Origin of the sequence: Agromyces larvae, assembly GCF_022811705.1 — a bacterium.
Classification (GTDB): Bacteria; Actinomycetota; Actinomycetes; order Actinomycetales; family Microbacteriaceae; genus Agromyces; species Agromyces larvae.
In genome coordinates this window covers 3,395,177-3,420,425 of sequence record NZ_CP094528.1, presented here as the reverse complement: position 1 = coordinate 3,420,425, position 25,249 = coordinate 3,395,177, and the positions used below count along the sequence as shown (strand labels likewise).

General features: G+C 71.5%; 21 protein-coding genes and 1 tRNA gene. 7 read left to right on the top strand and 15 right to left on the bottom strand.

Features of this window, described 5'->3' with window-relative positions:
* Positions 1–11: 11 nt before the first annotated feature.
* From MTO99_RS16290 to serS, 3 genes are all read right to left on the bottom strand, one after another.
* Positions 12–96 (bottom strand) — tRNA-Ser (locus MTO99_RS16290).
* A gap of 149 nt (positions 97–245) precedes the next feature.
* On the bottom strand, positions 246–1,064 hold the full coding sequence (locus tag MTO99_RS16285; protein WP_243554869.1) for an HAD family hydrolase: 819 nt from the start codon (positions 1,062–1,064) through the stop codon (positions 246–248).
* Positions 1,061–2,326, bottom strand: coding sequence for a serine--tRNA ligase (serS, locus tag MTO99_RS16280; protein ID WP_243554868.1), 1,266 nt, complete (start codon positions 2,324–2,326; stop codon positions 1,061–1,063). The genes MTO99_RS16285 and serS overlap by 4 nt, the downstream gene beginning before the upstream one ends.
* A 31-nt stretch (positions 2,327–2,357) precedes the next feature.
* Between serS and MTO99_RS16275 the strand changes: the two genes are divergently transcribed.
* A complete protein-coding gene (locus tag MTO99_RS16275; protein ID WP_243554867.1) occupies positions 2,358–3,365 on the top strand; it encodes a diacylglycerol/lipid kinase family protein in 1,008 nt (335 codons plus the stop codon).
* Here the strand turns inward: MTO99_RS16275 and MTO99_RS16270 are convergent.
* The 8 genes from MTO99_RS16270 to pheA all read right to left on the bottom strand — a co-directional run bounded on the left by MTO99_RS16270 (position 3,343) and on the right by pheA (position 11,999).
* A complete protein-coding gene (locus MTO99_RS16270; protein WP_243554866.1) occupies positions 3,343–3,726 on the bottom strand; it encodes a hypothetical protein in 384 nt (127 codons plus the stop codon). The genes MTO99_RS16275 and MTO99_RS16270 overlap by 23 nt on opposite strands.
* Positions 3,723–4,433, bottom strand: a complete 711-nt coding sequence (locus MTO99_RS16265) for a hypothetical protein (protein WP_243554865.1) — start codon at positions 4,431–4,433, stop codon at positions 3,723–3,725. Before MTO99_RS16265 ends, MTO99_RS16270 begins: the two co-directional genes overlap by 4 nt.
* A 51-nt stretch (positions 4,434–4,484) precedes the next feature.
* Positions 4,485–5,609, bottom strand: coding sequence for an ROK family transcriptional regulator (locus MTO99_RS16260; protein ID WP_243554864.1), 1,125 nt, complete (start codon positions 5,607–5,609; stop codon positions 4,485–4,487).
* A gap of 59 nt (positions 5,610–5,668) precedes the next feature.
* Positions 5,669–7,372, bottom strand: coding sequence for a beta-N-acetylhexosaminidase (locus MTO99_RS16255; protein ID WP_243554863.1), 1,704 nt, complete (start codon positions 7,370–7,372; stop codon positions 5,669–5,671).
* A gap of 3 nt (positions 7,373–7,375) precedes the next feature.
* Positions 7,376–8,230 carry a carbohydrate ABC transporter permease gene (locus MTO99_RS16250; protein WP_243554862.1) on the bottom strand — a complete coding sequence of 285 codons (855 nt, stop codon included), beginning with the start codon at positions 8,228–8,230 and terminating at the stop codon, positions 7,376–7,378.
* Positions 8,227–9,294, bottom strand: a complete 1,068-nt coding sequence (locus tag MTO99_RS16245; RefSeq protein WP_243554861.1) for a carbohydrate ABC transporter permease — start codon at positions 9,292–9,294, stop codon at positions 8,227–8,229. Before MTO99_RS16245 ends, MTO99_RS16250 begins: the two co-directional genes overlap by 4 nt.
* 4 nt (positions 9,295–9,298) lie before the next feature.
* Positions 9,299–10,621 carry an extracellular solute-binding protein gene (locus tag MTO99_RS16240; protein ID WP_243554860.1) on the bottom strand — a complete coding sequence of 441 codons (1,323 nt, stop codon included), beginning with the start codon at positions 10,619–10,621 and terminating at the stop codon, positions 9,299–9,301.
* 418 nt (positions 10,622–11,039) lie between these two features.
* The gene (gene pheA / locus MTO99_RS16235) at positions 11,040–11,999 is read right to left on the bottom strand and encodes a prephenate dehydratase (protein WP_243554859.1); all 960 of its coding nucleotides are present in this window, start codon (positions 11,997–11,999) and stop codon (positions 11,040–11,042) included.
* Positions 12,000–12,049: 50 nt separating this feature from the next.
* On the opposite strand from pheA, the gene MTO99_RS16230 reads away from it, so the two are divergent.
* Positions 12,050–13,366: a DUF445 domain-containing protein gene (locus tag MTO99_RS16230; RefSeq protein WP_243554858.1), complete on the top strand. Its 1,317-nt coding sequence runs from the start codon at positions 12,050–12,052 to the stop codon at positions 13,364–13,366.
* Positions 13,367–13,746: 380 nt separating this feature from the next.
* Here MTO99_RS16230 and MTO99_RS16225 read toward each other — a convergent pair whose 3' ends face one another.
* Entirely contained in the window at positions 13,747–14,217 is a 471-nt protein-coding gene (locus MTO99_RS16225; RefSeq protein ID WP_243554857.1) for a DIP1984 family protein, read from the bottom strand.
* 185 nt (positions 14,218–14,402) lie between these two features.
* Here MTO99_RS16225 and pgm point away from each other — a divergent pair, with 185 nt between their 5' ends.
* A complete protein-coding gene (gene pgm, locus MTO99_RS16220; RefSeq protein WP_243554856.1) occupies positions 14,403–16,031 on the top strand; it encodes a phosphoglucomutase (alpha-D-glucose-1,6-bisphosphate-dependent) in 1,629 nt (542 codons plus the stop codon).
* A gap of 261 nt (positions 16,032–16,292) precedes the next feature.
* Here pgm and MTO99_RS16215 read toward each other — a convergent pair whose 3' ends face one another.
* The 3 genes from MTO99_RS16215 to MTO99_RS16205 all read right to left on the bottom strand — a co-directional run bounded on the left by MTO99_RS16215 (position 16,293) and on the right by MTO99_RS16205 (position 20,134).
* Positions 16,293–17,756, bottom strand: coding sequence for an amidase domain-containing protein (locus tag MTO99_RS16215; protein ID WP_243554855.1), 1,464 nt, complete (start codon positions 17,754–17,756; stop codon positions 16,293–16,295).
* Between the two features lie 129 nt (positions 17,757–17,885).
* On the bottom strand, positions 17,886–19,250 hold the full coding sequence (locus MTO99_RS16210) for an MFS transporter (RefSeq protein ID WP_243554854.1): 1,365 nt from the start codon (positions 19,248–19,250) through the stop codon (positions 17,886–17,888).
* 44 nt (positions 19,251–19,294) lie between these two features.
* Positions 19,295–20,134: a M15 family metallopeptidase gene (locus MTO99_RS16205; RefSeq protein WP_243554853.1), complete on the bottom strand. Its 840-nt coding sequence runs from the start codon at positions 20,132–20,134 to the stop codon at positions 19,295–19,297.
* 187 nt (positions 20,135–20,321) lie between these two features.
* Between MTO99_RS16205 and MTO99_RS16200 the strand changes: the two genes are divergently transcribed.
* From MTO99_RS16200 to MTO99_RS16185, 4 genes are all read left to right on the top strand, one after another.
* Complete coding sequence (locus MTO99_RS16200) at positions 20,322–21,626, top strand: ABC transporter substrate-binding protein (RefSeq protein WP_243554852.1); 1,305 nt, start codon at positions 20,322–20,324, stop codon at positions 21,624–21,626.
* Between the two features lie 132 nt (positions 21,627–21,758).
* A complete protein-coding gene (locus MTO99_RS16195; protein WP_243554851.1) occupies positions 21,759–22,778 on the top strand; it encodes a carbohydrate ABC transporter permease in 1,020 nt (339 codons plus the stop codon).
* The gene (locus MTO99_RS16190) at positions 22,775–23,707 is read left to right on the top strand and encodes a carbohydrate ABC transporter permease (protein WP_243554850.1); all 933 of its coding nucleotides are present in this window, start codon (positions 22,775–22,777) and stop codon (positions 23,705–23,707) included. Before MTO99_RS16195 ends, MTO99_RS16190 begins: the two co-directional genes overlap by 4 nt.
* Positions 23,704–25,227, top strand: coding sequence for a glycoside hydrolase family 1 protein (locus MTO99_RS16185; RefSeq protein WP_243554849.1), 1,524 nt, complete (start codon positions 23,704–23,706; stop codon positions 25,225–25,227). The genes MTO99_RS16190 and MTO99_RS16185 overlap by 4 nt, the downstream gene beginning before the upstream one ends.
* Positions 25,228–25,249 lie beyond the last annotated feature (22 nt).

Sequence of the window (25,249 nt, the reverse complement as noted above, 5' to 3'; positions counted from 1 at the left end):
CGGCAGTTGCGCGGAGGGCGTGGGATTCGAACCCACGAGGCATTGCTGCCCACTGGTTTTCAAGACCAGCTCCATCGGCCGCTCGGACAGCCCTCCCTGCCGCACGCCTCGAGCTCTGCGAGGGTTTCGCAGAGACCGTCGTCGGGCGGTTTGGCTCAGAGTCTAGCCGACACGCAACTTCACCAGCCTTCCAGCGGCGCCTGTGAGGGCGCTGAATCGCGTCGCCGGATGCCTCGCGGCCGGCGTCAGGGCAGCGAGTCGAGCACCGCCGCGAGCCCGGCCTCGGCGACGGGCGCGGTGACCTCGTTGGCCGCCGACCTGACCTCGTCGGGGGCCTGGCCCATCGCCACGGCGCGACCCGCGACCCCCGCCCAGGTGAACATCTCGATGTCGTTGCGGCCGTCGCCGACCGCCACGACGCGGTCGAGGGGGTGGTCGAGCCATCCGCGCACCCGTTCGAGCGCGGTCGCCTTGTTCACGCCGTCGGGGGCGATGTCGAGCCAGGCCGTCCACCCGATCGCGTACGAGACGTGGTGCAGGCCCATGCGGTCGACGATGCCGAAGAACCCGTCGAGGTCGTGCTCGTCGCTGGTCACGACGACGCGGGTCGCCCGCTGGTCGAGCAGGTCCTCGAAGACCACCTCGCGCGCGTTGTCGAGCAGCCAGTCGCCCATCGTCGCCGTGTAGAGGCGGAATCCGTCGGCGAGTTCCACCATGAAGTTGCCGGCGGGCAGCACACCGCGGATGCGCTCGAGCACCTCGGTCGGGTCGAAGGTCTCGACGTGCACCCGCTCGTACCCGCCCTCGACCGCGTCGTTGCGACCCAGCGTCACCGCGCCGTTCGAGCACACCACGTAATCGGGGCGCAGCCCGAGTCGGCCGAGCACCGGCGAGGTGCCCGCCCACGAGCGCCCGGTCGCGAGCGTCACGTGATGGCCGCGATCACGGGCGGATGCCACGGCGTCGACGACGACCGCGTCGATCGACTCGTCCTCGTGCATGATCGTGCCGTCGACGTCGAGCGCGACGAGCCACGGTTCGGGATGCGGGGCAGGGGAGCTCATGCGATCGGCTCAAGCACCTCGAGTCCGCCGAGGAACCCGCGCAGCGGCTCGGGCACCAGCACCGAGCCATCCACCCGCTGGTGGGTCTCGAGGATCGCGACCAGCCAGCGCGTGGTGGCGAGGGTGCCGTTGAGGGTCGCAACCGGCGACGTCTTGCCGCCCGCGCCGCGATGGCGGATGTCGAGCCGTCGCGCCTGGAAGGTCGTGCAATTCGACGTCGAGGTGAGCTCGCGATAGGTGCCCTGCGTCGGCACCCACGCCTCGATGTCGAACTTGCGGGCGGCGCTCGAGCCGAGGTCGCCGGCGGCGGTGTCGATGACCCGGTACGCGAGCCCGAGGTCGCGCATCATGCCCTCCTGCCAGGCGAGGAGGCGCTCGTGCTCGGCCTCGGCGTCGGCGGGATCGATGTACGAGAACATCTCGAGCTTGTCGAACTGGTGCACGCGGATGATCCCGCGCGTGTCCTTGCCGTGGCTCCCGGCCTCGCGGCGGTAGCACGTCGACCAGCCGGCGTACCGGATCGGACCCTTCGAGACATCCAGGATCTCGCCCTGGTGGTACCCGGCGAGCGCGACCTCGCTGGTGCCGACGAGGTAGAGCTCGTCGTCGGGCAGGTAGTAGACCTCTTCGGCGTGCGCGCCGAGGAACCCGGTGCCCTGCATGACCTCGGGCCGCACGAGCGTGGGCGTGATGAGCGGCGTGAACCCCGCTGCGATCGCCCGGTCGAGGCCCATGTTCATGAGCGCGAGCTGCAGTCGCGCGCCGACGCCCTTCAGGTACGAGAAGCGGGCGCCCGACACCTTCGCGCCGCGCGGCATGTCGATCGCGTCGAGCAGTTCGCCGAGCGCGAGGTGGTCGCGCGGCTCGAAGTCGAACACGGGTTTCTCGCCGACCTCGCGCAGCACGACGAAGTCGTCCTCGCCGCCGGCGGGCACCCCGTCGATGACGACGTTGCCGAGCTTCTGCACCGCGGCGGTGAACGCCGCCTCGGCGTCGGTCGCGCGCTGGTTGGCGGCCTTCACTTCGGCGGCGAGCTGCTGCGCCTGGGCGACGAGCGCCGGCTTGTCGTCCTTGGATGCCTGGGCCACCCGCTTGCCGAACGCGTTCTGCTCGGCCCGCAGGTTCTCGAACGCCGAGATCGCCGCACGCCGCTCGGCGTCGGCGGCGACGGCGTCGTCGACGTGGGAGGTCGGTTCGCCGCGCAGCTCTTGCGAACGCTTGACCAGGTCTGGATTCTCGCGAAGGAGCACGGGGTCGATCACTCTGCAAGTCTAGATGTCGTACGGTTGCAGCGTGGGTGGGGATCAAGGGGCTCAGGGGGCGGATGCCACGGGCCGGGCGCGTGCGGCGATCGTCGCGAATCCCTCGAAGCAGGGGTACGACCGGTTGCGCGCGGCCGTCGAGGAGACCGAGCAGCGGCAGGGGTTCGCGCCGAGTCTGTGGATCGACACGACGGTCGAGGATCCGGGCAAACGGCAGACCCGCGAAGCGCTCGCGCAGGGGGCCGATCTCGTGATCGCCGCGGGCGGCGACGGCACCGTCCGGTCGGTCGCGGCGGGGCTGCGCGGCAGCGGGGTGCCGATGGGCATCGTGCCGCTCGGCACCGGCAACCTCTTCGCACGCAACATCGGGATCCCGGTCAACGATCTCGCCGACGCCGTCGTGCTCGCGTTCGTCGGCATCGACCGGACGGTCGACGTGCTCGTCAGCGACATCCGGCGAGCCGACGGCACCGAGGAGTCGCATTCATCGCTCGTGATGGCCGGCGTCGGCATCGACGCGTCGATGATCGCGAACACGAACTCCGACCTGAAGAAGCGGGTCGGCTGGCTCGCGTACGTCGACGCCGGGCTGCGCGTGCTGCCCGCGTCGAAGCCGTTCCGGGTGAGGTACCGCATCGACCGGGGCCGCATCCATCGGCCCCGGGCCTCGAGCATCCTGGTCGCGAACCTCGGCTACCTGCCGGGCAACATCGAGCTGATCCCCGACGCCGAGATCGACGACGGCCGTCTCGACGTCGTCGTGCTGCAGCCGCGGAACCTGCTCGGCTGGCTGTTCATCTGGCGGCGCGTGACGTGGGAGAACCCGGTGCTGCGCAAGACCGCGGTCGGGCGGCAGTTCCTCGACCTCACGGGCGGGGATCGCCGGCGCGAGATCGTCTACGGGCGCGGCCGGTCGGTGTCGATCCGGATCGACGGCGAGGCCGAGGAGTTCCAGATCGACGGCGACGAGTTCGGGTCGGTGGTGGCCGCCGACTTCCGGGTCGACCCCGGCTCGCTCATCGTGCGGGTGGCCGAATAGGCCGCAGAGTGTCCGCGACGTCGGCCGCGTGATCGGCGGCGTGCTGCGCGGCGCGTTCCGCAGCCCAGTGCGACCACCGCACGGCGAGCGGGCGCGAACCGACGACCAGCAGTCCGAACGCCGACGCGATGGCGAGGGTGCCGGCCATCGGGGTGACGATCGCCCACAGGTACTGCTGCACGTTAATCTGCAGCAACACCTCGGCCGACGGCTCGCCCGACCAGTTCCAGACCTGGTTGTTCCGGTCGGTCGCGGTCTGCGCGGCCCACTGGGCGACGGCGGCACCGGCGATCAGGCAGACCACGAGGGCGACGATCGCGACCCGGGACGCCGTGATCCGCCGGCCGAGTGCGGTGCTCACGCGTCCACCTGCCGACCTGCCGCCGAGGCATCCGGAACCTCTGCCCCATCCGGCGCCCCGCGCGTCCGCGCGGTCGACCCGATGATGGCCCAGCCGACCAGGCTCGCGACGACGCCGATCACGCCGAGTTCGACGGCGGCGGGCGCGGCCGACGAGATGATCAGCATGGTCGCGGGGTCCATGGTCGAGACCGCACCCGTGTACGGGTTCTGCGCCGTGAGCGACTGCCAGTAGGCGAGCGCGCCGCCGATCACGAACACCAGCGACAGCCCGAGCACCAGCCACAGCCACCGCCCGGCGACGCGCCGCACCGACTCGGGCGGCACCAGGTCGGATGCCTCGACCGGCACGCCGTACGCCGACGGCGCGAAACCGGCGACCTGCACCTCGGGCAGCCCGGCCCCGCCCCGCGGCGCGAGCTGCGACTGTTCGCGGCCGCCACGGGGGTCGCGGGGGTCGCGGGGCTCGGAGGACTCGGGGGCGATGAGTTCGGCGAACAGGTCCTCGGCCCGCGCCGGAGCAGGATCGTGGGCGGGATCCTCGGCGGACTCCGGGGCGGGCCGCGCGGGTCGCGCCTGCTGCGGTGCCTGCCGGTGCGACGGCGGGTCGGCGTGGGGCGGGGCATCCGCACCGCCCTCGGGCTCGACCCAGCCCCGCTGGAACCGCGGGTCGTAGCGCGGGTCGAAGTTCGGCTTCGTCTCGGTCATGCCGGCTCCTTCGTCGGGTGGCGACAGCCTAGCCGCGATGCACCCGCGCGCTCAGGGCCGCGGCAGTTCCAGCACGGCGTCGCGGACGTGCTCGAGCGAGCGGGCGAGGGCGCCGAGCGCGACCGCGCGCGTGCCGAGCGAGGTCGGCTCGATGCGCGGCGTCGACAGGCAGAGCGACGAGAGCGCGCGCCTCAGCGGCACGAGGAACGCGTCGCCGGCGAGCACCGCTTCGCCGGCCACGACGACCACCTCGGGGTCGACCGTGAGCGCCAGCGCCGCGACGCCCTCGGCGATGTCGCGGGCGAACACGGCGACGGCGCCGACCGCCGCCGGGTCGGCTTCGGCCGCCCGTTCGAAGATCTGCTCGATGGCCAGGGGCGGGTCGAACGAGTCGGTCAGCCGCACGGGCGCCGACGCCCAGTCGACCGAGTCGAGCCCGCCGATCTCGCCCGCCGCGCCGTTCGCACCCCGGGTGAGCTCGCCGTTCACGATCAGCCCCGCGCCGATCTGCCGGCCGGCGAGCAGGAAGATCGCGTGTCGCGCGTCGCGCAGCCCGCCCCACTCGGCCTCGGCGAGGGTCGCGAGCTTCACGTCGTTGTCGAAGAAGGTCGCGTCCGACGGGAACGACGACGAGATGAGCGACGGGATGCCGGCGCGCAGCCAGCCGGGCACGACGACCGAGTACGCGATGACGCCGTCGGGGCCGACGACCGCCGGCACCCCCACCGTCGTCGCGAGCACGCGGGTCGCCGACACCGCGTCGAGCGCCCGCTCGACGACCGCGCGGATCACCGCCCACGCCGTCGCCGCGTCGCCGTGGTCGTCGTACCGCTCCTCCTCGGAGTGCACGACGGCGCCGGCGAGGTCGGAGATGAGGCAGGTCACGGCGTGAGGCCCGACATCCACGCCCATGAGCAGCCCGGCCGCCGCGTGGAACCGGAACCGGCGCGCCCGCCGGCCCGCCCGATTCGGGACCGCCTCGGGCGGCACCTCCTGCACCCAGCCCATCTGCACCAGCTCGGCGAGCGCGGCCTCGACGGTCGGCCGGGTCAGCCGCACCTCGCCCGCGAGATCCGCGACGGTGCGCGCCTCGTCGGAGCCGTGCAGCGCGGCGAGCACGTCGCGGGCGTTCATGCTCCGCAGGCCCGCGCCGCCGCTGCCGACCTGCCGGTTCATCCGGGTGCTCCTCCCCGCCCGCGCGACGGCGTGCCCTCCCATCTTGGCCCGTCCGCCGGTCACACGCGCGGCAGCTGCGCGACCAGTGCGGCGATGTTCGCCTCGCGCTCGGCGCGGGTCTCGGGCCGGCCCGGGATGCCGGGGCGACGCTGCCACGGGCGCGGCCCGTCGGCACGCCGGTACTCGACGCCCATCGCGTCCAGGCGGGCCAGGTGCGCGTCGAGCCGGCGCAGGAAGCCGGCCTCGTCGCCGCCCGAGCCCGACCAGAGCGCCTCGGCGATCGCCGCGAGCCGCGGGAAGGCGAAGAAGTCGACGGTGCGCGGCGAGTCCATGTACTCGCTCCACAGGTTCGCCTGCCCGCCGAGTACGTGGGCCGCCTCCTCGGGCGAGAGCCCCGGCGGCACCGGGTCGAACCGGAACGCGTCGACGACCGTGACCGGCACCGACACCGGGATCGGCTCGTCGGGGCCGTCGGACTGCCGATAGTCGAGGTAGGCGACGTCGTCGGGGCAGGCGACCACGTCGTACCCGAGCCGCGCGGCGATCGTGATGCCCGCCGAGCCCCGCCACGACGCCACCACGACGTCGTGCGGCGGTTCGCCCTCGAGCAGCTCGTCCCAGCCGAACGCCCGCCGCCCGCGGGCGCGCAGGTGCTCGGCGAGCCGGCCCGTGAACCAGCCCTGCACCTCGCCCTCGTCGGCGAGGCCGAGCTCGCCCATGCGCTGCTGCACGCGTGCGCTCCCCCGCCACTGCACGCGCGGGCACTCGTCGCCGCCGATGCCGATGTACGGACCGGGGAAGAGGTCCATCACGTCGTCGAGCACGTCGCAGAAGAACCGCACCGTGGACTCCTCGGCGTTCAGCACGTACTCGCTGATGCCCCACCCCGTCCAGACGTCGACGTCGGGGCGGTCGACGCCCAACTCGGGGTATGCCGCGATCGCCGCCTGCACGTGCCCGGGCGACTCGATCTCGGGCACGATCGTGACGAACCGTTCGGCGGCGTACGCCACGATCTCGCGCAGGTCGTCCTGCGTGTAGTAGCCGCCGTGCGGCCGGCCGTCGCCGGGTGCACCGGGGGCGGCGCCGACCTGGCTCTCGTGCCGCCACGCGCCCACCTCGGTGAGCCGCGGGTACCGCGGGATCTCGATGCGCCACCCCTGGTCGTCGGTGAGGTGGAAGTGCAGCCGGTTCAGCTTGTGCGCGGCCATCAGGTCGATGAACCGCAGCACGTCCCGCACCGGCAGGAAGTGCCGGGCGACGTCGAGCATCGCACCCCGCCACGCGAACCGCGGCGCATCGTCGATCTCGACGGCCGGCAGCCGCCACGCGGCATCCGTCACCCTCGCCCGCCGGTGGATCGCCGGGGGGAAGAGCTGCAGCAGCGACTGGCATCCGGCGAAGACCCCGGCCGCACCTCCGCCGATCACGTCGACGCCCTCGGCGTCGACCCGCAGCCGGTACCCCTCGGCCGGCAGCGCATCATCGATCGCCAACCGGATCGACCCGGTGAGCCGGCCCGCGATGGGCCGAACCGGCAGCGCGAACCCGGTCGGCGGGCGCAGCGCGCCCTGCAGCCAGACGGCGACCGGCGCGAGCTCGGCGTCGGCGGTGATCGCGCTCGACGCGGTGAGCTCGAAGCCGGCGCGGCCGGCACCGGCGGCAAGGCCGGTACGGCCGGCACGTCCGTCACGGCCGGCACCGGCGGCGCCGCCGCTCGACGGGCCGGCGGGTGCTGCGCGGCGCGGTCGGGGAACGAGCATCGATCAGCCCTTCACGGCGCCGGCCGACAGGCCGGTCACCAGGTTGCGTTGGATGAGGAGGAAGAAGACGATCACCGGGAGCGAGAACAGCACCGAGCCGGCCATCTGCCCGCCGAAGTCAGTGCCCGTCGTCGGCGTCGTGAACGACGCCAGCCAGACCGGCAGGGTGTACATCGCCTGGTCCTTCATGAACGTGTACGCGACGAGGTAGTCGTTCCACGCGGCGATGAACGCGAAGATGCTCGTCGCGATGACACCCGGCCCGACGAGCGGGAACCAGATGCGCAGCAGCACCGCCCAGGTGCTCGCCCCGTCGATGCGCGCCGCCTCCTCGATCTCGGCGGGGATCGCGACGAAGAACCCGCGCATCACCCAGATCGAGAACGGCAGCACCGCGGCGACGTAGGCGAGCACCAGCCCGGCGAACGTGCCGAGCAGGTTCAGGCTGTTGAACATCAGGAACGTCGGGATGAGCAGCGCCGTGCCCGGCAGCATCTGCACCGCCAGGATCGCGACGAGCACCGCACGCCGCCCCCGGAAGCGGAACCGCGACAGCGCCGCCGCCGCGAAGAACCCGAGCACGATCGACAGCAGCACCGTGCCGGTGACGACGATGAGGCTGTTGCGCAGGTCGGTCAGGAAGCCGGTCTGCGTGATCGCCACGATGAAGTTGTCGATCGACGGATGCTGCGGGAAGAAGATCGGCGTCGCGGTCAGGATCTCGCTGCGCGGCTTGAACGCCGTGTTCACCATCCAGTAGACGGGGAAGATCCAGACGGCGCAGAACGCGATCGCGATCAGGTTCGGGATGCTCCGCCGCCGACGCGCGGTGCGGCGTGGCTGGGCTGCGGTGCTCACAGGTCCTCCCCCGATCGCACGAGGCTGCGGATATAGACAGCCGTGAGCACGAGCAGGATGAGCGTGGTCACGACCGAGATCGCCGAACCCGCGCCGAGCTCGAACCCGACGAACGCCGTCTTGTACGTGAAGATGCCGAGCGTCGTCGTCGCCTGGTCGGGGCCGCCCTGCGAGACGAGCCAGATCTGGTTGAACACGTTGTAGTCCCAGATGATCGAGAGGATGGTGATGAGCCCCAGCGTCGGGCGCAGGAACACGAGCGTGATCGATCGGTAGACCCGCCATTCGCTCGCGCCGTCGAGGCGGGCGGCCTCGTAGTACTCGGTCGGGATCTGCACCTGCGCCGCGTAGAGGGTGAGCGCGATGAACGGCACCGCCTGCCAGACGATGAGCGCCCAGATGCTCGTCGCCGCGAGTACGGGATGCTGCGACCACGCGACATCCGTCAGATCGCCGAAGACCCGCACCTGGGTGAGGAGCCAGTTGACCACGCCGTAGCCGGGCTGGAACAGCCAGTTCCAGACCAGCGAGGATGCCACGTTCGGCATCGCCCACGCGCAGATCAGCACGACCGTGACCAGGTAGCGCATGCCCGGGCGCAGCAGCGTCATGAGGTGGGCGACGCCCATGCCGACGAGCACGCTGCCCGCCACCATCGCCGCGGTGAAGACGACGGTGCGGGCGAGGGCGAGCCAGAAGTCGGGGTCGGCGAAGACCGTCGCGTACTGCTCCAGTCCGACGAACGAGAACGCGCCCGTGAACAGCGACCGCTGGTCGAAGTCGGTGAACGAGATGCCGACGAGCAGCACGATCGGTGCGGCCGTCACGACGGCCATCACGAGCCCGGCGGGGCTCAGCAGCCAGAGGGGGGCGCGATCCCGGCGGCGGGCGGTCGGATGCTCCGGGCCGGCGGGTCGCTTCGAGCGGGGCCGCTTCGAAGCATCCGGATGCCTCGGGCCGGCGCTCCCGCCGGCCTGCTGGTCGGCCGCGGGCGGGCCGGGCCGCCGGGCAGGAGCGTCCTGCCCGGCGGCCCGCGCTCGCGCGGCCGGATCGACGACGGTCACGACCTCAGCCGTTGAGCACGTCGGCGAGGTGCTCGTCCATCGCATTCGCGGCGTCCTCGGCCGACTTCGAGCCCGACGCGACGGCGCCGAACAGCTCGGCGATGCTCTTGTCGCCCTCGATCGTCGGCCAGTTCGCGGCCGCCGGAGTCGCCTTCGAGTTGAGCGCCGCGGCGAAGAAGCCCTCCTGCTGCGGGGTCAGGCCGCTCGCCTGGGCCGCTTCGACGGCCTGCGTGCTGTTCGGGATCCAGCCGTCGACGCCGAACACGTAGTCCTTCTGGATCTCGGGGCTGCCCGCGATCTTCGCCCACTGCAGCGCGAGGTCGCGGTGCTGCGACTTGGCGGAGATACCCCAGACCGAGCCGCCGAGCATCGCGGGCTGGTTCTGCCCCGAGAGACCGGGCAGCGGGAAGGTGCCGAGCTGGTCGGCGGTGATGTCGGGGTTCGCCTTCGTGATGCCCGCGATCGAGCCGCCCGTGCTCAGGATCGCCGACGTCTTGCCGTCGGCGAAGATCTGGTTCTGGTCGGGCGTGATGTTGTCGAGCGTCGCGGATGCCCCGGTCGAGTACGTGTTCTGGAACTCGGCGAACTGCTCGAGCCCCTCGATGCCCTCGGGCGTCGAGAACCCGCCCGTCCACTCGCCGCCCTCGCTGGTCGCGATCTCGGCGCCCGCATCCCACACGAACTGCATGCTCGACTGCCAGTACTGGCCCGGCAGGTAGAACGGCGCGAAGTCGGGCTCGGGGTGCGCCGCGGCCACCGCATCGAGGGCGGCGATGAGGTCATCGTGGGTCGTCGGCACCTCGGTGACGCCCGCGTCGGCCCACATCGCCGTGTTGTAGATGACGGCGCGGGCGCCCGCGAAGCCGGGCACCGCGTAGAGCGAGCCGTCGATGCGGGCCGGGTCCTCGAGGCCGGCGAGCCAGGTCGCGCCCTGCTTCAGGTCGTCCTCGTAGTTCGTGAGGTCGAGCAGACCGCCGTTCGCGGCGTAGCCCGGCACCTGCGTGTTGCCGATGTCGATGATGTCGGGCGGATTCGACGTCGCGAGCGCCGTGCTGATCTTGGTCGTGATGCCGTCCCACTGCTGGATCTGCAGGTCGACTTCGGCGCCGGTCTGCTCGGTGAACGCGGCGTTGATGGCCTCGAGCGTGGCGTCCTGGTAGTCGCCCTCCATCGCCCAGACGACGAGCGTCTCGCCCTCGCCCTTCGTGGTGGGCACGGGCTGCGGACCGTCGGCGCCTGCGGTCGCGCCGGTGCCGGCGCACGAGGCGAGCGTGAGCGCCGCGACCGCGGCGAGCGCCCCGAAGGCGGTGATTCGTGTGATGCGCATGGTCTCTCCTGGGGAGGTGGGCGGCGACGATGCCGCGTGGATGAGTGACTGCGGATGGTGCGTGGTGAGTGCGTGGTGCATGGTGCGTGTGGTGCGGAACGCATTTAGTAAACGCTTTGCATAACTCTGCTGTCAAGAGGCAGTTTGCAGCCTCGTGACGCCGAATGCGCCGGGAGCGGCACACTCCGTGGCATCCATTACGCAACTCGTTTGGAAAACTGCGCGACGCGACCGCCCGTCCCTCCGCGGCCGCGCCGCGCACTGCGCCATCTGCGCGCCCTCCGCGCCACATCGACTGGCGCAGACGGCGCGGAGTTGGCGCAGCGGCGGAATCGGTGGGGGGCGGCGGGCCGGCGAGGGCGCGCGCGCACGCCGAGGCGGGTAGCGCGGTGCGGTGGGCGCGTGCGGCGGCCCGGGGTCAGGTCTCGGGTTCGCCGCTCAGGATGCCGCGCAGCCAGTCGCGCGCTTCGATGTAGACCTCGTCGTCGTACTTCGAGTGGTACTCGACCTCGAGGTGGTCGGCGCGGGGGTACGAGCCGAGGTAGATGACGCCGGGGCTGAACCGGCGCAGACCGAGCAGGGCGTCGGCGACGCGCTCGTCCTCGATGTGCCCGTCGAGGTCGATGACGAAGCGGTACCGACCGAGGGCGTCGCCGATCGGCCGGGACTCGAGCAGCGACATGTTGACCCCGCGCGTCGAGAACTGCTCGAGCATCGCGAGCAGCGAGCCCGGCTCGTCGTCGGGCAGCTCGACGATGACGCTCGTCTTGTCGGCGCCGGTGCGCGGCGGAATGCGCAGCGACCGGCTCACGAGCACGAACCGGGTAACGGCGTTCGGGTTGTCGCCGATGCCCTCGGCGAGCACGTCGACGTCGAGCTGGTCGACGATGCCGGGCGGGGCGACCGCCGCGTCGGCGTTGCTGTCGTCGGCGAAGAGCGAGGTCGCGGCCTGCACGTTGCTCGCCGCGGGGATGTGCCCGTGGTCGGGCAGGTGCTGTTCGAGCCATCCGCGGGTCTGCGCGTACGCGACGGGGTGCGCGTTCACGACCCGCACGTCGGCGAGCGCGGTGCCGGGCCGGGAGACGAGCACGAAGTTCACCGGCACGAGGTACTCGCCGACGATCCGCAGCCCGGGCACGGTGGCGAGCGCGTCCTGCGCGGCCGAGACGCCGCCCTCGATCGAGTTCTCGATCGCGATCATCGCCGCGGTCGAACGCCCGGTCGTGACATCCGCCAGTGCCTCGCCCACGTTGTTGACCGACCGCCAGATCTTGCCCTGCGCCTCGGGCACCTGCTTCAGGGCCGCCTCGGTGAACGTACCGGCCGGCCCCAGGTAGGAGTACGTCTCCGAGGGCTGGGGGTCGCCGGTTGCGGTCATGCAGGCCAGCCTAGCCAGCGGGCTGCGGGGGGCGGCGTACCGTGACGGGCATGACGGATGCCTCGCGGCTCGCCGCGCAGCGGGAGGACGCGTCGGATGCCACGACCGACGCACCCCGCCTGACCGACGCCGCCCGCCGCATCGCGCTGCGCCGCATGAAGGCGCTCGCGACCTGGCTGCTCGTCGCCGCGGCCGTCGTGTTCGCGATCGCGTTCGCCCTGCAGGACGCGTACCCGTGGCTCGGGTACGTGCGGGCGGCCGCCGAGGGGGCGATGGTCGGCGCCCTCGCGGACTGGTTCGCGGTGACCGCGCTGTTCCGGCATCCGCTGGGGCTGCCCATCCCGCACACCGCGATCATCCCGACGCGCAAGGACGAGATCGGGCGCACCCTGGGCGACTTCGTCGAGCTCGAGTTCCTCTCCGACGAGGTGGTGCTCGGCAAACTGCGGTCGATCGGGCTCGCACGCCGGCTCGGCGAGTGGCTGCGGGTGCCGGCGAACGCCGAACGGCTCACCGGCGAGGCCGCCGCGGCCGCCCGCGCGGTGCTGCGCCTGCTCGCCGACGACGACGTCGAACGCGTCATCGACCAGCTCGCCCGGCGGCACCTGTTCGCGCCCGAGTGGGGGCCGGCGATCGGCCGGGTGGGAGCGCAGCTCGTCGCGGCCGATCAGCAGCGGCACGCGCTCGACGCGATCGCCGAGCAGGCCGAGGCGTGGCTCGCCGCGCACCCCGAGGCGTTCGGGGCGATGGTGTCGAGCCGGCTGCCGAAGTGGGTGCCGTCGGTCGTCGACCGGTTCGTCGACGAGCGCGCCCACCGCGAGGTGCTCGGCTTCGCGCGCGCGGTTCGGGATGATCCGCAGCATCCGGCCCGCCTCGCGATCGATGCCTGGCTCGCCGAGTTCGCCGAGCGTCTGCAGCACGACCCTGCGCTCATCGCGCGCGTCGAGGCGCTGAAGCTCGACCTGCTCGACAGCCCGCGGGTGCGCGAGTTCGCCGCCGAGGCGTGGTCGACGGTGCGCACCACGCTCGAGTCGTCGCTCGAGGATCCCGGCAGCGAGCTGCGGGCGGGGCTGCGCGACGCGGTCGCCGAGATCGGCGGGCGGCTCGCGACGGATGCCGCGCTGCAGGCGAAGGTCGACGACTGGGCGACGGATGCCGCGGCCCACCTCGTGCGCACCTACCGCCACGACCTCGCCGGCGTGATCGCCGAGACCGTCGAGCGCTGGGATCCGGCCGAGGCGTCCGCGAAGCTCGAGTTGCAGGTCGGCCGCGACCTGCAGTTCATCCGCATCAACGGCACGGTCGTCGGCGCGCTTGCGGGCCTCGCGATCTTCACCGTCGCGACCCTGGTGCACGCCCTCTTCTGACGGCCTCGGACTTCTGATGGCCTCCGACGCTCACCCAGGCGACATCGGCGCGATTCCGGGTCGATCTGCGAGGACCGTTCCGGCCGTGCGGCGATTCCCTCGACCTTCCGGTCGGCGCCGGCGCGGCCGCGTGAGCGGTCGATGTCGAGGTGCGAAGGTCCCCGATCCCTCCCTCACCGTTCCGGGTCTGCACGTGGTGATGCGATGTGCGCGTTGCGCCGTCACCGATGCGCTGTGCTGAGCCTGCGTTGTGGTTCGGGAGTCGAACCCGAGCGCTGCTCCCCGCGCGCCGGTGAGTGCCGGATCAGCCGCCGGCTCGGCTTGTGCACGCTCCCGGCCCGGCTACCGACTTCGCACCCGTACCGCGTCGAGATCTCCGTTCAGTCGAGCAGCGTCACCGTCCAGTTCGCTTCCTGGATCTCGAGATCGATCGCGCGCAGCTCGCGCGCGATCGCATCCGCACGCGAGCGCAACTCGGCGACCGGCAGGGCGGCGAGCACGCGCAACTCGGAACGGAGCTGGCGCGCGTACCCGCCCTGCCCCTGCCCCGACGCGGCGTCGGCCGCGGAGGTCACGATCGCGTGCTGCAGTCGCAGCACATCCCGCCGCGCGAGGGCGTCGGTCAGCGTGCGCCCGTCATCGAGCCGCACGCTCGCGTTGGTGCGGTTGATGCGGCGGATGAGCCGCTCGAGGCGTGCGAGCTCGTCGTCGGTCTCGGCGAGGAGCGCGGCCGAATCCTCGGCCGGCGTCTCGCCTTCTTGGTATCGCGCGTTGCGGACGATGCGATCGCGGAGCTGTGCCACCCGCTTCGTCGCGTCGGCGCGCTCGGCGAGCGCCTCGGCAAGCTTCATCGATGTGCCTCCAGTCGCGTGGTGTCCTCGCCCGATCGGGCACCCACGACGTTACCGGCACGACAGGCGCCGAAGGCGGTCGAACGCGAAGCTGTGGATGACCCGACCCGACCGCTCCACCGAGACGGTGGAAGATCCGACCAGAGGGGCTCGTGGGCGCGGCGAGGGCGCGGCAGACTGGGGGGATGCATGAGCGAGCGGGCACCACGGCGACGGCAGACGATCTCATCGACGTCGAAGGGCTCGTCAGGGCCTATTACGAGCTGAAACCGGATGCCTCGCAGCCGACGCAGCGCGTCGCGTTCGGCACCTCGGGGCACCGGGGGTCGTCGCTGAAGACCGCGTTCAACGAAGACCACATCCTCGCCATCACCCAGGCGATCTGCGAGTACCGGGCGGCGCAGGGCACCACCGGTCCGCTGTTCATCGGCGCCGACACGCACGCGCTGAGCGCGCCCGCGCAGACCACCGCGCTCGACGTGCTCGTCGCGAACGGCGTGCGCGTGCTCGTCGACGAGTTCGACGACTTCGTTCCGACGCCGGCTGTGTCGCACGCGATCCTGAAGTGGAACAACGACCCCGCCAAGCGCGCCGAGGGCGAGGCCGACGGCATCGTCATCACGCCGTCGCACAACCCGCCCGCCGACGGCGGCTTCAAGTACAACCCGCCGCACGGCGGCCCCGCCGACTCCGATGCGACGACGTGGATCGCGAACCGCGCGAACGAGCTCATCGAGGGCGGCCTGCGCGAGGTGAACCAGGCCGAGCCGAGCGGCGTCGAGACGTACGACTTCCGCACGAACTACGTCGACGACCTGGCGAACATCATCGACCTCGACGCGATCAAACGCTCGGGCATCAAGATCGGCGCCGACCCGCTGGGCGGAGCATCCGTGTCGTACTGGGCCGCCATCCGCGACCGCTACGGGCTCGACCTGACCGTCGTGAACGAGCGCGTCGACCCGACCTGGTCGTTCATGACGCTCGACTGGGACGGCAAGATCCGCATGGACCCGTCGTCGCCGAGCGCGATGGCATCGGTGCTGTCGCATCGCGCCGACTTCGACATCCTGACCGGCAACGACGCCGACGCCGACCGGCACGGCATCGTCACGCCCGACGGCGGGCTCATGAACCCCAATCACTACCTGGCCGTCGCGATCGAGTACCTGTTCGCGCACCGGCCGGGCTGGCGCGACGATGCCGCGATCGGCAAGACCCTGGTGTCGTCGTCGATGATCGACCGGGTCGCGTCGTCGCTGGGCCGACGACTCTGGGAGGTGCCGGTCGGGTTCAAGTGGTTCGTGCCGGGGCTCATCGACGGGTCGGTCGCGTTCGGCGGCGAGGAGAGCGCGGGCGCGTCGTTCCTGCGGTTCGACGGCACGGTGTGGACGACCGACAAGGACGGCATCCTGCTGTGCCTGCTCGCCTCCGAGATCCGCGCGGTCACCGGGAAGTCGCCGTCGGAGCTGTACCGCTCGCTGGTCGAGCGGTTCGGCGACCCCGCCTACGAGCGCACGGATGCCCCGGCCTCCGCCGAGCAGAAGGCGCGCCTCGCCAAGCTCGACGGCGACGCGATCGCGGCGACCGGCCTCGCGGGTGAACCGATCACGGCGAAGCTGTCGCGCGCGCCCGGCAACGACGCGGCGGTCGGCGGGGTCAAGGTCGTGACCGAGGACGCCTGGTTCGCCGCCCGCCCGAGCGGCACCGAGGACGTCTACAAGATCTACGCCGAGTCGTTCCGCGGGCCCGAGCACCTGCGCGAGGTGCAGGCCGAGGCGCAGCGCATCGTCGGCGACGCACTCGGCGGCTGACGCCGCCTCCCGGCCGCCTGCCGCGCCGGCCGCCGTCCGGCGCGCCGCCTACTGCCCGCCCACCCGCCCGCCCGTGTACGCAATTCAGGTTCGCGCTCGGCGTGTCGGCCGGAGCATCCGCTTTCCGGGGCCGCGACACGCCTCCCGACCTGAATTGCGTACCGGGCGGGAAGTGCGTACCGGGTGGGAAGTGCGTACCGGGTGGGAAGTGCGTGCCGGGCGGGAAGTGCGTGCCGGGCGGGAAGTGCGTGCCGGGCGGGGTCAGCGCAGCGAGAAGTAGGAGACCGAGCCGCCGCCCGTGGCGAGCGCGGTGTCGACGTCCCAGTAGTCGGCGTCCTTCGTGTGCCCGCCGACCCAGACCTTCGTGCCGGCATCGGTGTGCTCGACGCGCGTGACGACGGCGGTGTGGTCGCGGTCGCCGCTGTTGTCCCAGTCGAACTGGGCGATGTCGCCGACCTTCACCGCGGCACGCTGCGAGTCATCCAGCGGGGTCGCCAGATCGGGGCGCGTGTACAGCCAGTCGCGCATCGCGGTCGAACTGGTCCAGGTCGGCGAGGATGCTCCGGTGGCGAAGTCGTACCACCACGAGCCGTCCATCTGCCATCCGCGCTGCAGCAGCGACTGACTGGTGAAGTTCGCGCAGTCGTACCCTTCGATCACCATGAACTGGCCGCGGTTGTAGTCGTGCCAGTAGGTGAGCACGTAGTTCGCCTGCGCGTCGATGCGCGGGTCGCTCGTGTAGGTGAGGGTGAGCGCGGCGGGCACGATGGTGGTCGTCGCCGTCTTGGCCGCGGTCTTGGACTTGGTCTTGGCGGTCGAGGGAGTCGAGGTCGCCGTGGCGGTCGCGGCCCCGGTCGCCGTCGAGGTCCCGGTCGCGCCGGATGCCGCAGCCGAGGTGAACACCGCCGCCGGTGCGGCCGCGTTCTCGATCACGGTCGGCGTGCCGACGGTCGCGGGGGCGCTGGGCACCTCGATGCCGACGGGCTCGCCCTCGTCGTCGGCGAGCGCGACCTCGACGGTGCCGAGCGCGGTCGGCGCGGTCGCCGGAACGGCGAAGGTCAGGTGGTGATCGTCGGCCGCGACGATCGTGGCGGGCACACCGCCGACGGTCACGCTCGCCACCTCGTCGAGGTGCTCGCCGTCGACGCTGACCTCGGTGCCGCCGGTGAACGGCGCCTGGGTGGTCGACAGGCTGCCCGTGATCGCGGGCGGTTCTTCGGGTTCGGCGGCGGGTGCGGCGAGCGTGTCGACGACATCGCCGGATGCCTCGGGTGCAACCTCGTCCGCCTCGGCGACGGCGACCGCACCCCGGTCGGACGCCGCCACGCCGAGCACGCTGACGCTCAGCAGCGCGGCCGCGGCCGTCGCGGCGGAGAGCCGCCGAACCAGGCCGCTTGCCGCGGCACGCCGGTTGCCTCGGCGGTCGGCCCGGTGCCGGCCGTGCACCCGCGTGGCGGTCGCACCGTCCCGTCCGTCGGAGCCGGTCGCCGCGTCGGCCCCGATCGACGCTCGGTCGGCAGCGGCGGCAGCAGCAGCATCCGCAGCGGCATCGGCGGCGGCGGCGATGCCGGGCTCGTCGAGGCGGGCTTCATCGATGGAGCGCTCGCTCGCGGCGACGGCATCCGACTCGATCGGCTCGGGTGCGAGATCGCGGTCGATCGGGAGGTCGGCAGGGGGGCGATAGGTCGAACGGTGGCGGGCGGGCGTGGTGATTTCGGGCTGCACGATTCGGGGAGATCCAAGGGTGTGGGGGCAATCGGGGGCCCCACCAACCCATCACGCCAGTTTGTGAGGTTCCCTCTCGAACGCTGGGAGCACCGTGGGAGCGCGACCATCGGCGTCGACGAGCGGCGGTCAGGATGCTCCGTGCGACTCCCGGGGCGCGGCGGCCCGCCGGGACATGAGCGCCCGAGCCCAACCGATGGCCAGGGGCACGAGCACGAGCAGGGCCGCCACGTTCACCGCGGCGAATCCGCCGAACCCGAGCAGCACCCCCGAGAACGCCGAGGCGATCGCCGCCGAGAAGTTCATCGCGGCATCCGATGCGCCCTGCAGCGGCACCCGCAGGGTCGGTGCGACCGCCCGAGTGAGCAGCGCCGAACCGCCGATGAGTCCCGCCGACCAGCCGAGCCCGAGCAGCCCGAGCGCGACCGGGACGAGCAGCAGGTCGTCGGCGGGCGCGAGGATGCCGATCACCGTCGCGACGAACAGGATGATGCCGCCGGCCGCGATGACCCCGGCCGCGCCGACTCGGTCGACGAGCCATCCCATCACCGGGCTCGCGCCGTACATGCCGAGGATGTGGATGCTGAGCACGAGCCCCACGATTGCGAGCGATGCGCCGTGCGCGTGCAGGTGCACGGGCGTCATCACCATCACGCCGACCATGATCGTGTGCGAGCAGACGATCGCGAGCAGCGCGAGCAGTGCCTGCGGATCCCGCACCGCGATCCGCAGCGCCCGCCACGCGCCCGGCGACGGCTCGGGCGCGGGCTCGGGCTCAGGCTCGGCCTCCCCCACCCCGTCGGGGTCGCTGGTCGCCGCTTCCCCGGCCGCGGAGCGATCACGAGCGTCCCCGACGAGAGGAGCGGCGGGAAGGGCGGATGCCTCGGGCTGCGCGTCAGCGGCGAGGGTTCCGGGTGGCGGCAGCCGGAGCAGAGTGGAGACGAGCAGCGTCGAGAGCGCGAACACCGCGCCCGACACGAGGAAGGGACCGACGAGCGGCGGCAGCCCGAGCGCCTGCCCGAGCACGTCCCCGGCGTCGGCGAGGTTCGGCCCGGCGACGGACCCGATCGTGGTGGCCCACAGCACGAGCGACAGCGACCGCGCCTCGAAGCCCGGCGCGGCGACCTCGGCCGCGGCGAACCGCGCCTGCAGCCCGGCCGCGGTGCCGGCGCCGAACGCCGCGAGCCCGACGAATGCGAGCACCACGAGCCCGCTCACCGCGGCGCCGATGACGAGCCCGGCTCCGACGACCGCGAGCGCGTACCCGCAGGCGAGCGCGACGTGCCGGCCGCGTGCGACGGCGAGCCGGGCGAGCGGCACGGCGGCCAGCCCGGCGCCGAGCACCGAGCTCGTCTGGCTCAGCCCGGCGAGGATCGCCGTGCCGGTGAGGCTCTCGACGAGCAGCGCCGCGACCGCGATGCCGCTGGCCACGCCCACACCGGCGAGGAGTTGGTTGACGATCAGGACGGCGAGCGAGAGACCGCGTCGGGGCATCCGATCGTTGTCGGGACCGACGACGACCGAACCCCCGCCGCCGCTCATCGCTGCGGCGCGGCCGGCAGCCCGAAGAACTCCTCGAGCGTGGTGGAACCGGTGTTGTGCATCTCGGTCGCGAGGTCGACGCCGATGTACCGGTAGTGCCAGGCCTCGTGCGGGTATCCGGTGACGTCGACCTTGTCGGCGGGGTACCGCAATAGGAACCCGAACCGGTACGCGTTGTCGCGCAGCCACTGGCCCTCGGCGCTGTCCTCCATGCACTCGAATGTGCAGCCGCGTTCGGTGCCGATGTCGATGCCCAGGCCGGTCTGGTGCTCACTGCGGCCGGGCGGCGCGGTCGTGGGGTCGCTGCCGTCGCCGTAGAGATCGACCTGCGTGGAGTAGCTGCGGTAGGCGCTGTTGGATGCCAGGAAGAAGCCGGCTTCGTTCGCGGCGGCCTGGAACATCGCGACCACGGCGTCGGATGCCTCCTGCCGGAGTTCGGGCTCCCAGCTGTGTGCCACCGGCACCGAGACCAGGTCGGGCGGCACGAAGTCCTCGGGGTTCAGCGGCCGATCGCGGTTCACGACCACCCAGATGCTCATCGGATCGTCGAGCGATCTGGCCGTCTTGTCGAACCCCACGGGCGTCGCCGCCGGGGCCGCGCTCGGTGCCGGGCGAGGGGTCGCCGACGCGGTCGCCTCCCCGCTCGGCACGCTGCTCGGGTCGGCGGAGTTCGGCGTCGAACGGGTCGTCGCCTCGGCCGATTCGCCGCCTTCGGCGCCCGTCACCGCGCCGACGACGACCGCCGCGACCGCGACCAGGGCCGCGGTGAGCGAGAGCGCGACGATCATGCGCCGTCGCTGCACCGGCTCGCTCGGAGCTTCGCGGGGATCGGACATGAGGCGAGTGTAACCGCGGCCCCTTCGGGAGAGCCGATCGTCCCATTGGTGAGAGCGCTCTCTTGACAGCGCCGCCGGAACATGCCAAAGTCTCTCCCCGACAGGGTGAGAGCGCTCTCACGTCCCCCGAGAGAGCGCTCCCACGCGATCGCACCAATTCACACATCCACGCACAAAGGAGTGACCCGTGAAGCTTTCACGACGCACCCGGGCTGTCGCCGCCGTCGCCGGCGCGGCATCCATCGCCCTCCTTGCGACCGCCTGCTCGAACGGCAGCGGCGAGGAAGGCGGTGATGGTGAGGAAGTGACCCTCACCATCACCACGTTCGGCACCTTCGGATACGACGACCTCTACAAGGAGTACGAGGCCGCCAACCCCGGGGTGAAGATCGAGGCGACGAACATCGACACCGGCGGCAACGCCCGCACCGACGCGTTCACGAAGATCGCCGCCGGCAGCGGCCTCAGCGACATCGTCGCGGTCGAAGAGGGCTGGATCGGCGCCATCATGGAGGTCTCCGACCAGTTCGTCGACCTGCGCGACTACGGCATCGAGGACCGCAAGACCGACTGGGTCGACTGGAAGTACGAGGGGGGCACCGACCCCGAGGGCCGCGTCATCGGCTACGGCACCGACATCGGCCCGACCGGCATCTGCTACAACGGCCCGCTGTTCGAGGCCGCAGGCCTCCCGAGCGACCGCGAGAGCGTCGCCGAACTGCTCGAGGGCGACTGGCAGCACTACTTCGAAATCGGCAAGCAGTACAAGGCCGCCACCGGCAAGGCCTGGTACGACCAGTCGAGCTTCGTGTGGAACTCGATGGTGAACCAGCTTCCCGAGGGCTACTACACCCGTGACGGCGAGCTGAACATCGAGGGCAACGCCGAGCTCGAAGAGCGCTGGGGCTGGATCTCCGACGCCATCACGAGCGGCCTGTCCGCGGCCGACGCGCGCTGGGACTGGAACGGCGGCAAGTCGTTCGTCGACGGCAACTTCGCCACGTTCGTCTGCCCGGGCTGGATGCTCGGCGTCGTGCAGTCGAACACCGAGGCCGGCGGCGGCGACGCCTCGACCGGTTGGGACTTCGCCGACGTCTTCCCCGGTGGTCAGGGCAACTGGGGTGGCGCGTGGCTCTCGATCCCCGAGACCAGCAAGCACAAGGAAGAGGCCGCGAAGCTCGCCGACTGGCTGACCCAGCCCGAGCAGCAGGTCAAGCAGTCCAAGGCCGCGGGCAACTTCCCGAGCACCATCAAGGCGCAGGAGACCCTCGCCGCCGAGGCGACGCCGAACGAGTTCTTCAACGACGCGCCCACCGGTGCGATCCTCGCCGCGCGCGCCCAGGGTGTGGTCGCCCAGTTCAAGGGTCCCGACGACTCGGTGATCCAGGAGAACGCCTTCCAGGTCGCGCTCGACGCGTTCGACCGCGGTGAGGCGACCTCCGAGGAGGCCTGGAACCAGGCACTCGAGCTCGTCAACGAACTGGTCGGTTAGCCGACCGACGGGCGGGGACCCGAGCGTCAGCTCAGGTCCCCGCCCGTCACCCACCGCCCCGCCCCGCTCCAGCCGCACCGCCCCACCTCGACCGGCTCGGGGACCGGACCGAACCCACTCCGAGGAACTCCGATGACCACCACCCTCCGGCCGGATACTTCAGCCCCGCCCGCGGCGCCGACGCGCCGACGGATCCGGAGCGCACTCACCCCGCGTCAGCGCCTCAGCCGCTTCGACCAGAAGGCGAGCCCGTACTTCTACGTCTCGCCGTTCTTCATCCTCTTCGCCCTCGTCGGCCTCTTCCCCCTCGCCTACACGTTCATCGTGTCGCTGCACGAGTGGGACCTGCTCACCGGGCAGGGGCCGTTCGTCGGATTCGACAACTTCGTCGCCATCCTCAACGACCGCTTCTTCTGGAACTCGATCTTCAACACGGTGAGCATCTTCCTGCTCTCCGCGATCCCCCAGCTGATCGTCGCGCTGCTCTGCGCCTACCTGCTCGACCAGGGGCTGCGGGCCAAGACGTTCTGGCGCATGAGCATCCTGCTGCCCTACGTCGTCACGCCGGTCGCCGTCGCGCTCATCTTCTCCAGCGTGTTCAACGAGGCCGACGGTCTCGTGAACAACCTCCTCAACCTCGTCGGCATCCCCGATCAGGAGTGGAAGCACAACACCTTCCTCTCGCACATCGCGATCGCGACCATGGTGAACTGGCGGTGGACCGGCTACAACACGCTGATCCTCCTGGCCGCCATGCAGGCCGTGCCGAAGGACCTCTACGAGTCCGCCGCGATCGACGGGGCCGGCGCGGTACGCCGCTTCTTCTCGATCACGATCCCGAGCATCCGCCCGACGCTCATCTTCGTGGTCATCACCGCGACCATCGGCGGTCTGCAGATCTTCACCGAACCGCGCCTGTTCGACGTGTCGAACGCGGGCGGCATCGGCGGCAGCGACCGGCAATTCCAGACCACCGTGCTGTTCATGTGGGAGCTCGCGTTCTTCCGTCGCGACTTCGGCGAGGCGGCGGCGGTCGCCTGGCTCCTGTTCCTGCTGATCGTCGCGGTCGGCCTGATCAACTTCCTCATCTCGCGCCGTGTGGCCGCCTCCGGCACCACGCGCACTCGCCGCCCGAAGGGAGCGAAGCGATGACCACCGTCACCCCCGAGCCGATCCCCGCCGAACGCGTCGACGTCGTCTCGCCCGAGCGACCCGCGCGCCCCGGCCGCGGCGGCCGACACCGCTCGCGCCTCGGCGAGGCCGGCATCGGCAGCCGCCCCGGATTCCTGACCTACGGGCTGCTCGCGGCCTTCGTCATCGGCGGCGCCTACCCGCTGTGGTGGTCGTTCGTCGTCGGCAGCGGCACCAACGCCACCCGCGGCGAAACGCTGCCGCTCCTGCCCGGCGGCAACTTCCTGACCAACGCGCAGAAGGTGCTCGACGCCATCCCGTTCTGGCTGGCGCTGTGGAACTCCGTGCTCATCTCGTCGATCATCACGATCTCGGTCGTGACGTTCTCGACCCTCGCGGGCTACGCGTTCGCCAAGCTCCGCTTCCGCGGTCGCGACGGCCTCATGGTGTTCGTCATCGCCACCATGGCGATCCCGACCCAGCTCGGCATCATCCCGCTGTTCATGGTGATGAAAGAGCTCGGCTGGACCGGCACGATCGGCGCGGTCATCGTGCCCATGCTGGTGACGGCGTTCGGCGTGTTCTTCATGCGGCAGTACCTGGTCGACGTCATCCCCGACGAGCTCATCGAGGCGGCGCGCATGGACGGCGCCAGCCAGATCCGCACGTTCTTCCACGTCGCACTGCCGGCCGCCCGGCCCGCGATGGCGATCCTCGGCCTCTTCACGTTCATGACGGCCTGGACCGACTACCTCTGGCCGCTCATCGTGCTGAGCCCGTCGAACCCCACCCTGCAGACGGCGCTCAGCCAGCTGCAGTCGGGCTTCTACATCGACTACTCGATCGTGCTCACCGGCGCGGTCATGGCGACCATCCCGCTGCTCATCCTGTTCATCGTGGCGGGCAAGCAGCTCATCTCCGGAATCATGGCAGGAGCAGTGAAGGGTTGACCCAGCACACGCACTTCCCCGCAGGCTTCATCTGGGGCTCGGCGACCGCCGCGGCCCAGATCGAGGGCGCCGCCCACGAGGGCGGCAAAGAGGACTCGATCTGGGACGCGTTCGCCCGCGTGCCGAACGCCGTCGCCGGCGGCGACACCCCCGAGCAGGCCGTCGACCACTACCACCGCGTGCCCGAGGACGTCGCCCTCATGCGCGAGCTCGGCCTCGACTCGTACCGGTTCTCGACGTCGTGGGCACGGGTCGTGCCCGGCGGGCGCACCGTCAACCAGGAGGGCCTCGACTTCTACTCGCGGCTCGTCGACGAACTGCTCGAACAGGGCGTACTGCCCTGGCTCACGCTCTACCACTGGGACCTCCCGCAGGCGCTGCAGGAACGCGGCGGCTGGGCCAACCGCGACACCGCGTACCGGTTCGTCGAGTACGCCGAGGCGGTGTACGGCGCGCTCGGCGACCGCGTCTCGCACTGGACGACGTTCAACGAGCCGCTCTGCTCGTCGCTCATCGGCTACATCGGCGGCGAGCACGCGCCGGGCCTGAACGACCCGGTCGCGGGTCTGGCCGCGGTGCACCATCAGCATCTCGCCCACGGTCTGGCGGTCAAGCGGCTCCGCGAGCTCGCTGCGGCGTCATCGACGGATGCCGCGGGGCGCGACATCCGGTTGGGCATCACCCTCAACCTCACGAACGCGGTACCGAACCATCCCGCCGATCCCGTCGACCTCGAAGCGGCACGCCGCATCGACGCCCTCTGGAACCGGATGTTCCTGGAGCCGCTGCTGCTCGGGGCGTACCCGACCGACCTGCTCGAGGACGTGAAGGCGTTCGGCCTGGCCGAACGGATCCTGCCCGGCGACCTCGAGGCCATTTCGCAGCCGATCGACTTCCTCGGCGTGAACCACTACCACGACGACAACGTGTCGGGGCATCCGCTGCCCGAGGGCACGCCCGCCGGCCTGCGCCCGACCGACAAGCCCGGCCGCTCGCCGTTCCCCGGTTCCGAGTACGTGAGCTTCCCGTCGCGAGGCCTGCCGCGCACCGCGATGGACTGGGAGGTCAACCCGTCGGGGCTCGAGGAACTGCTCGTGCGGCTCGGCCGCGAGTACGACAACCTGCCGCCGCTGTACGTCACCGAGAACGGCGCGTCGTACGACGACGTGCTCGGCGACGACGGGCGCGTGCACGACGTCGAACGCACCCGGTACATCCTCGACCACGTCGCCGCCGTCGGCCGGGCGATCGATCGCGGCGCCGACGTGCGCGGATACTTCGTGTGGTCGCTGCTCGACAACTTCGAGTGGGCGTGGGGATACGCGAAGCGGTTCGGCATCGTGCACGTCGACTACGACACGCTCGTGCGCACCCCGAAGGACAGCGCCCTCGCGTACGCGCGGCTCATCGCCGAGGCGAAGGGCTCGGCGGGCGCGGGTGCTGCCGGTGCGGGCGCCGGTGCGGGCGCCGCACCCGCCGGGGCGTCCGGTGCATCCGGCGCTGCGGCTATCGTGGGGTAATCGGAGTCACGAGAGGGGGGCC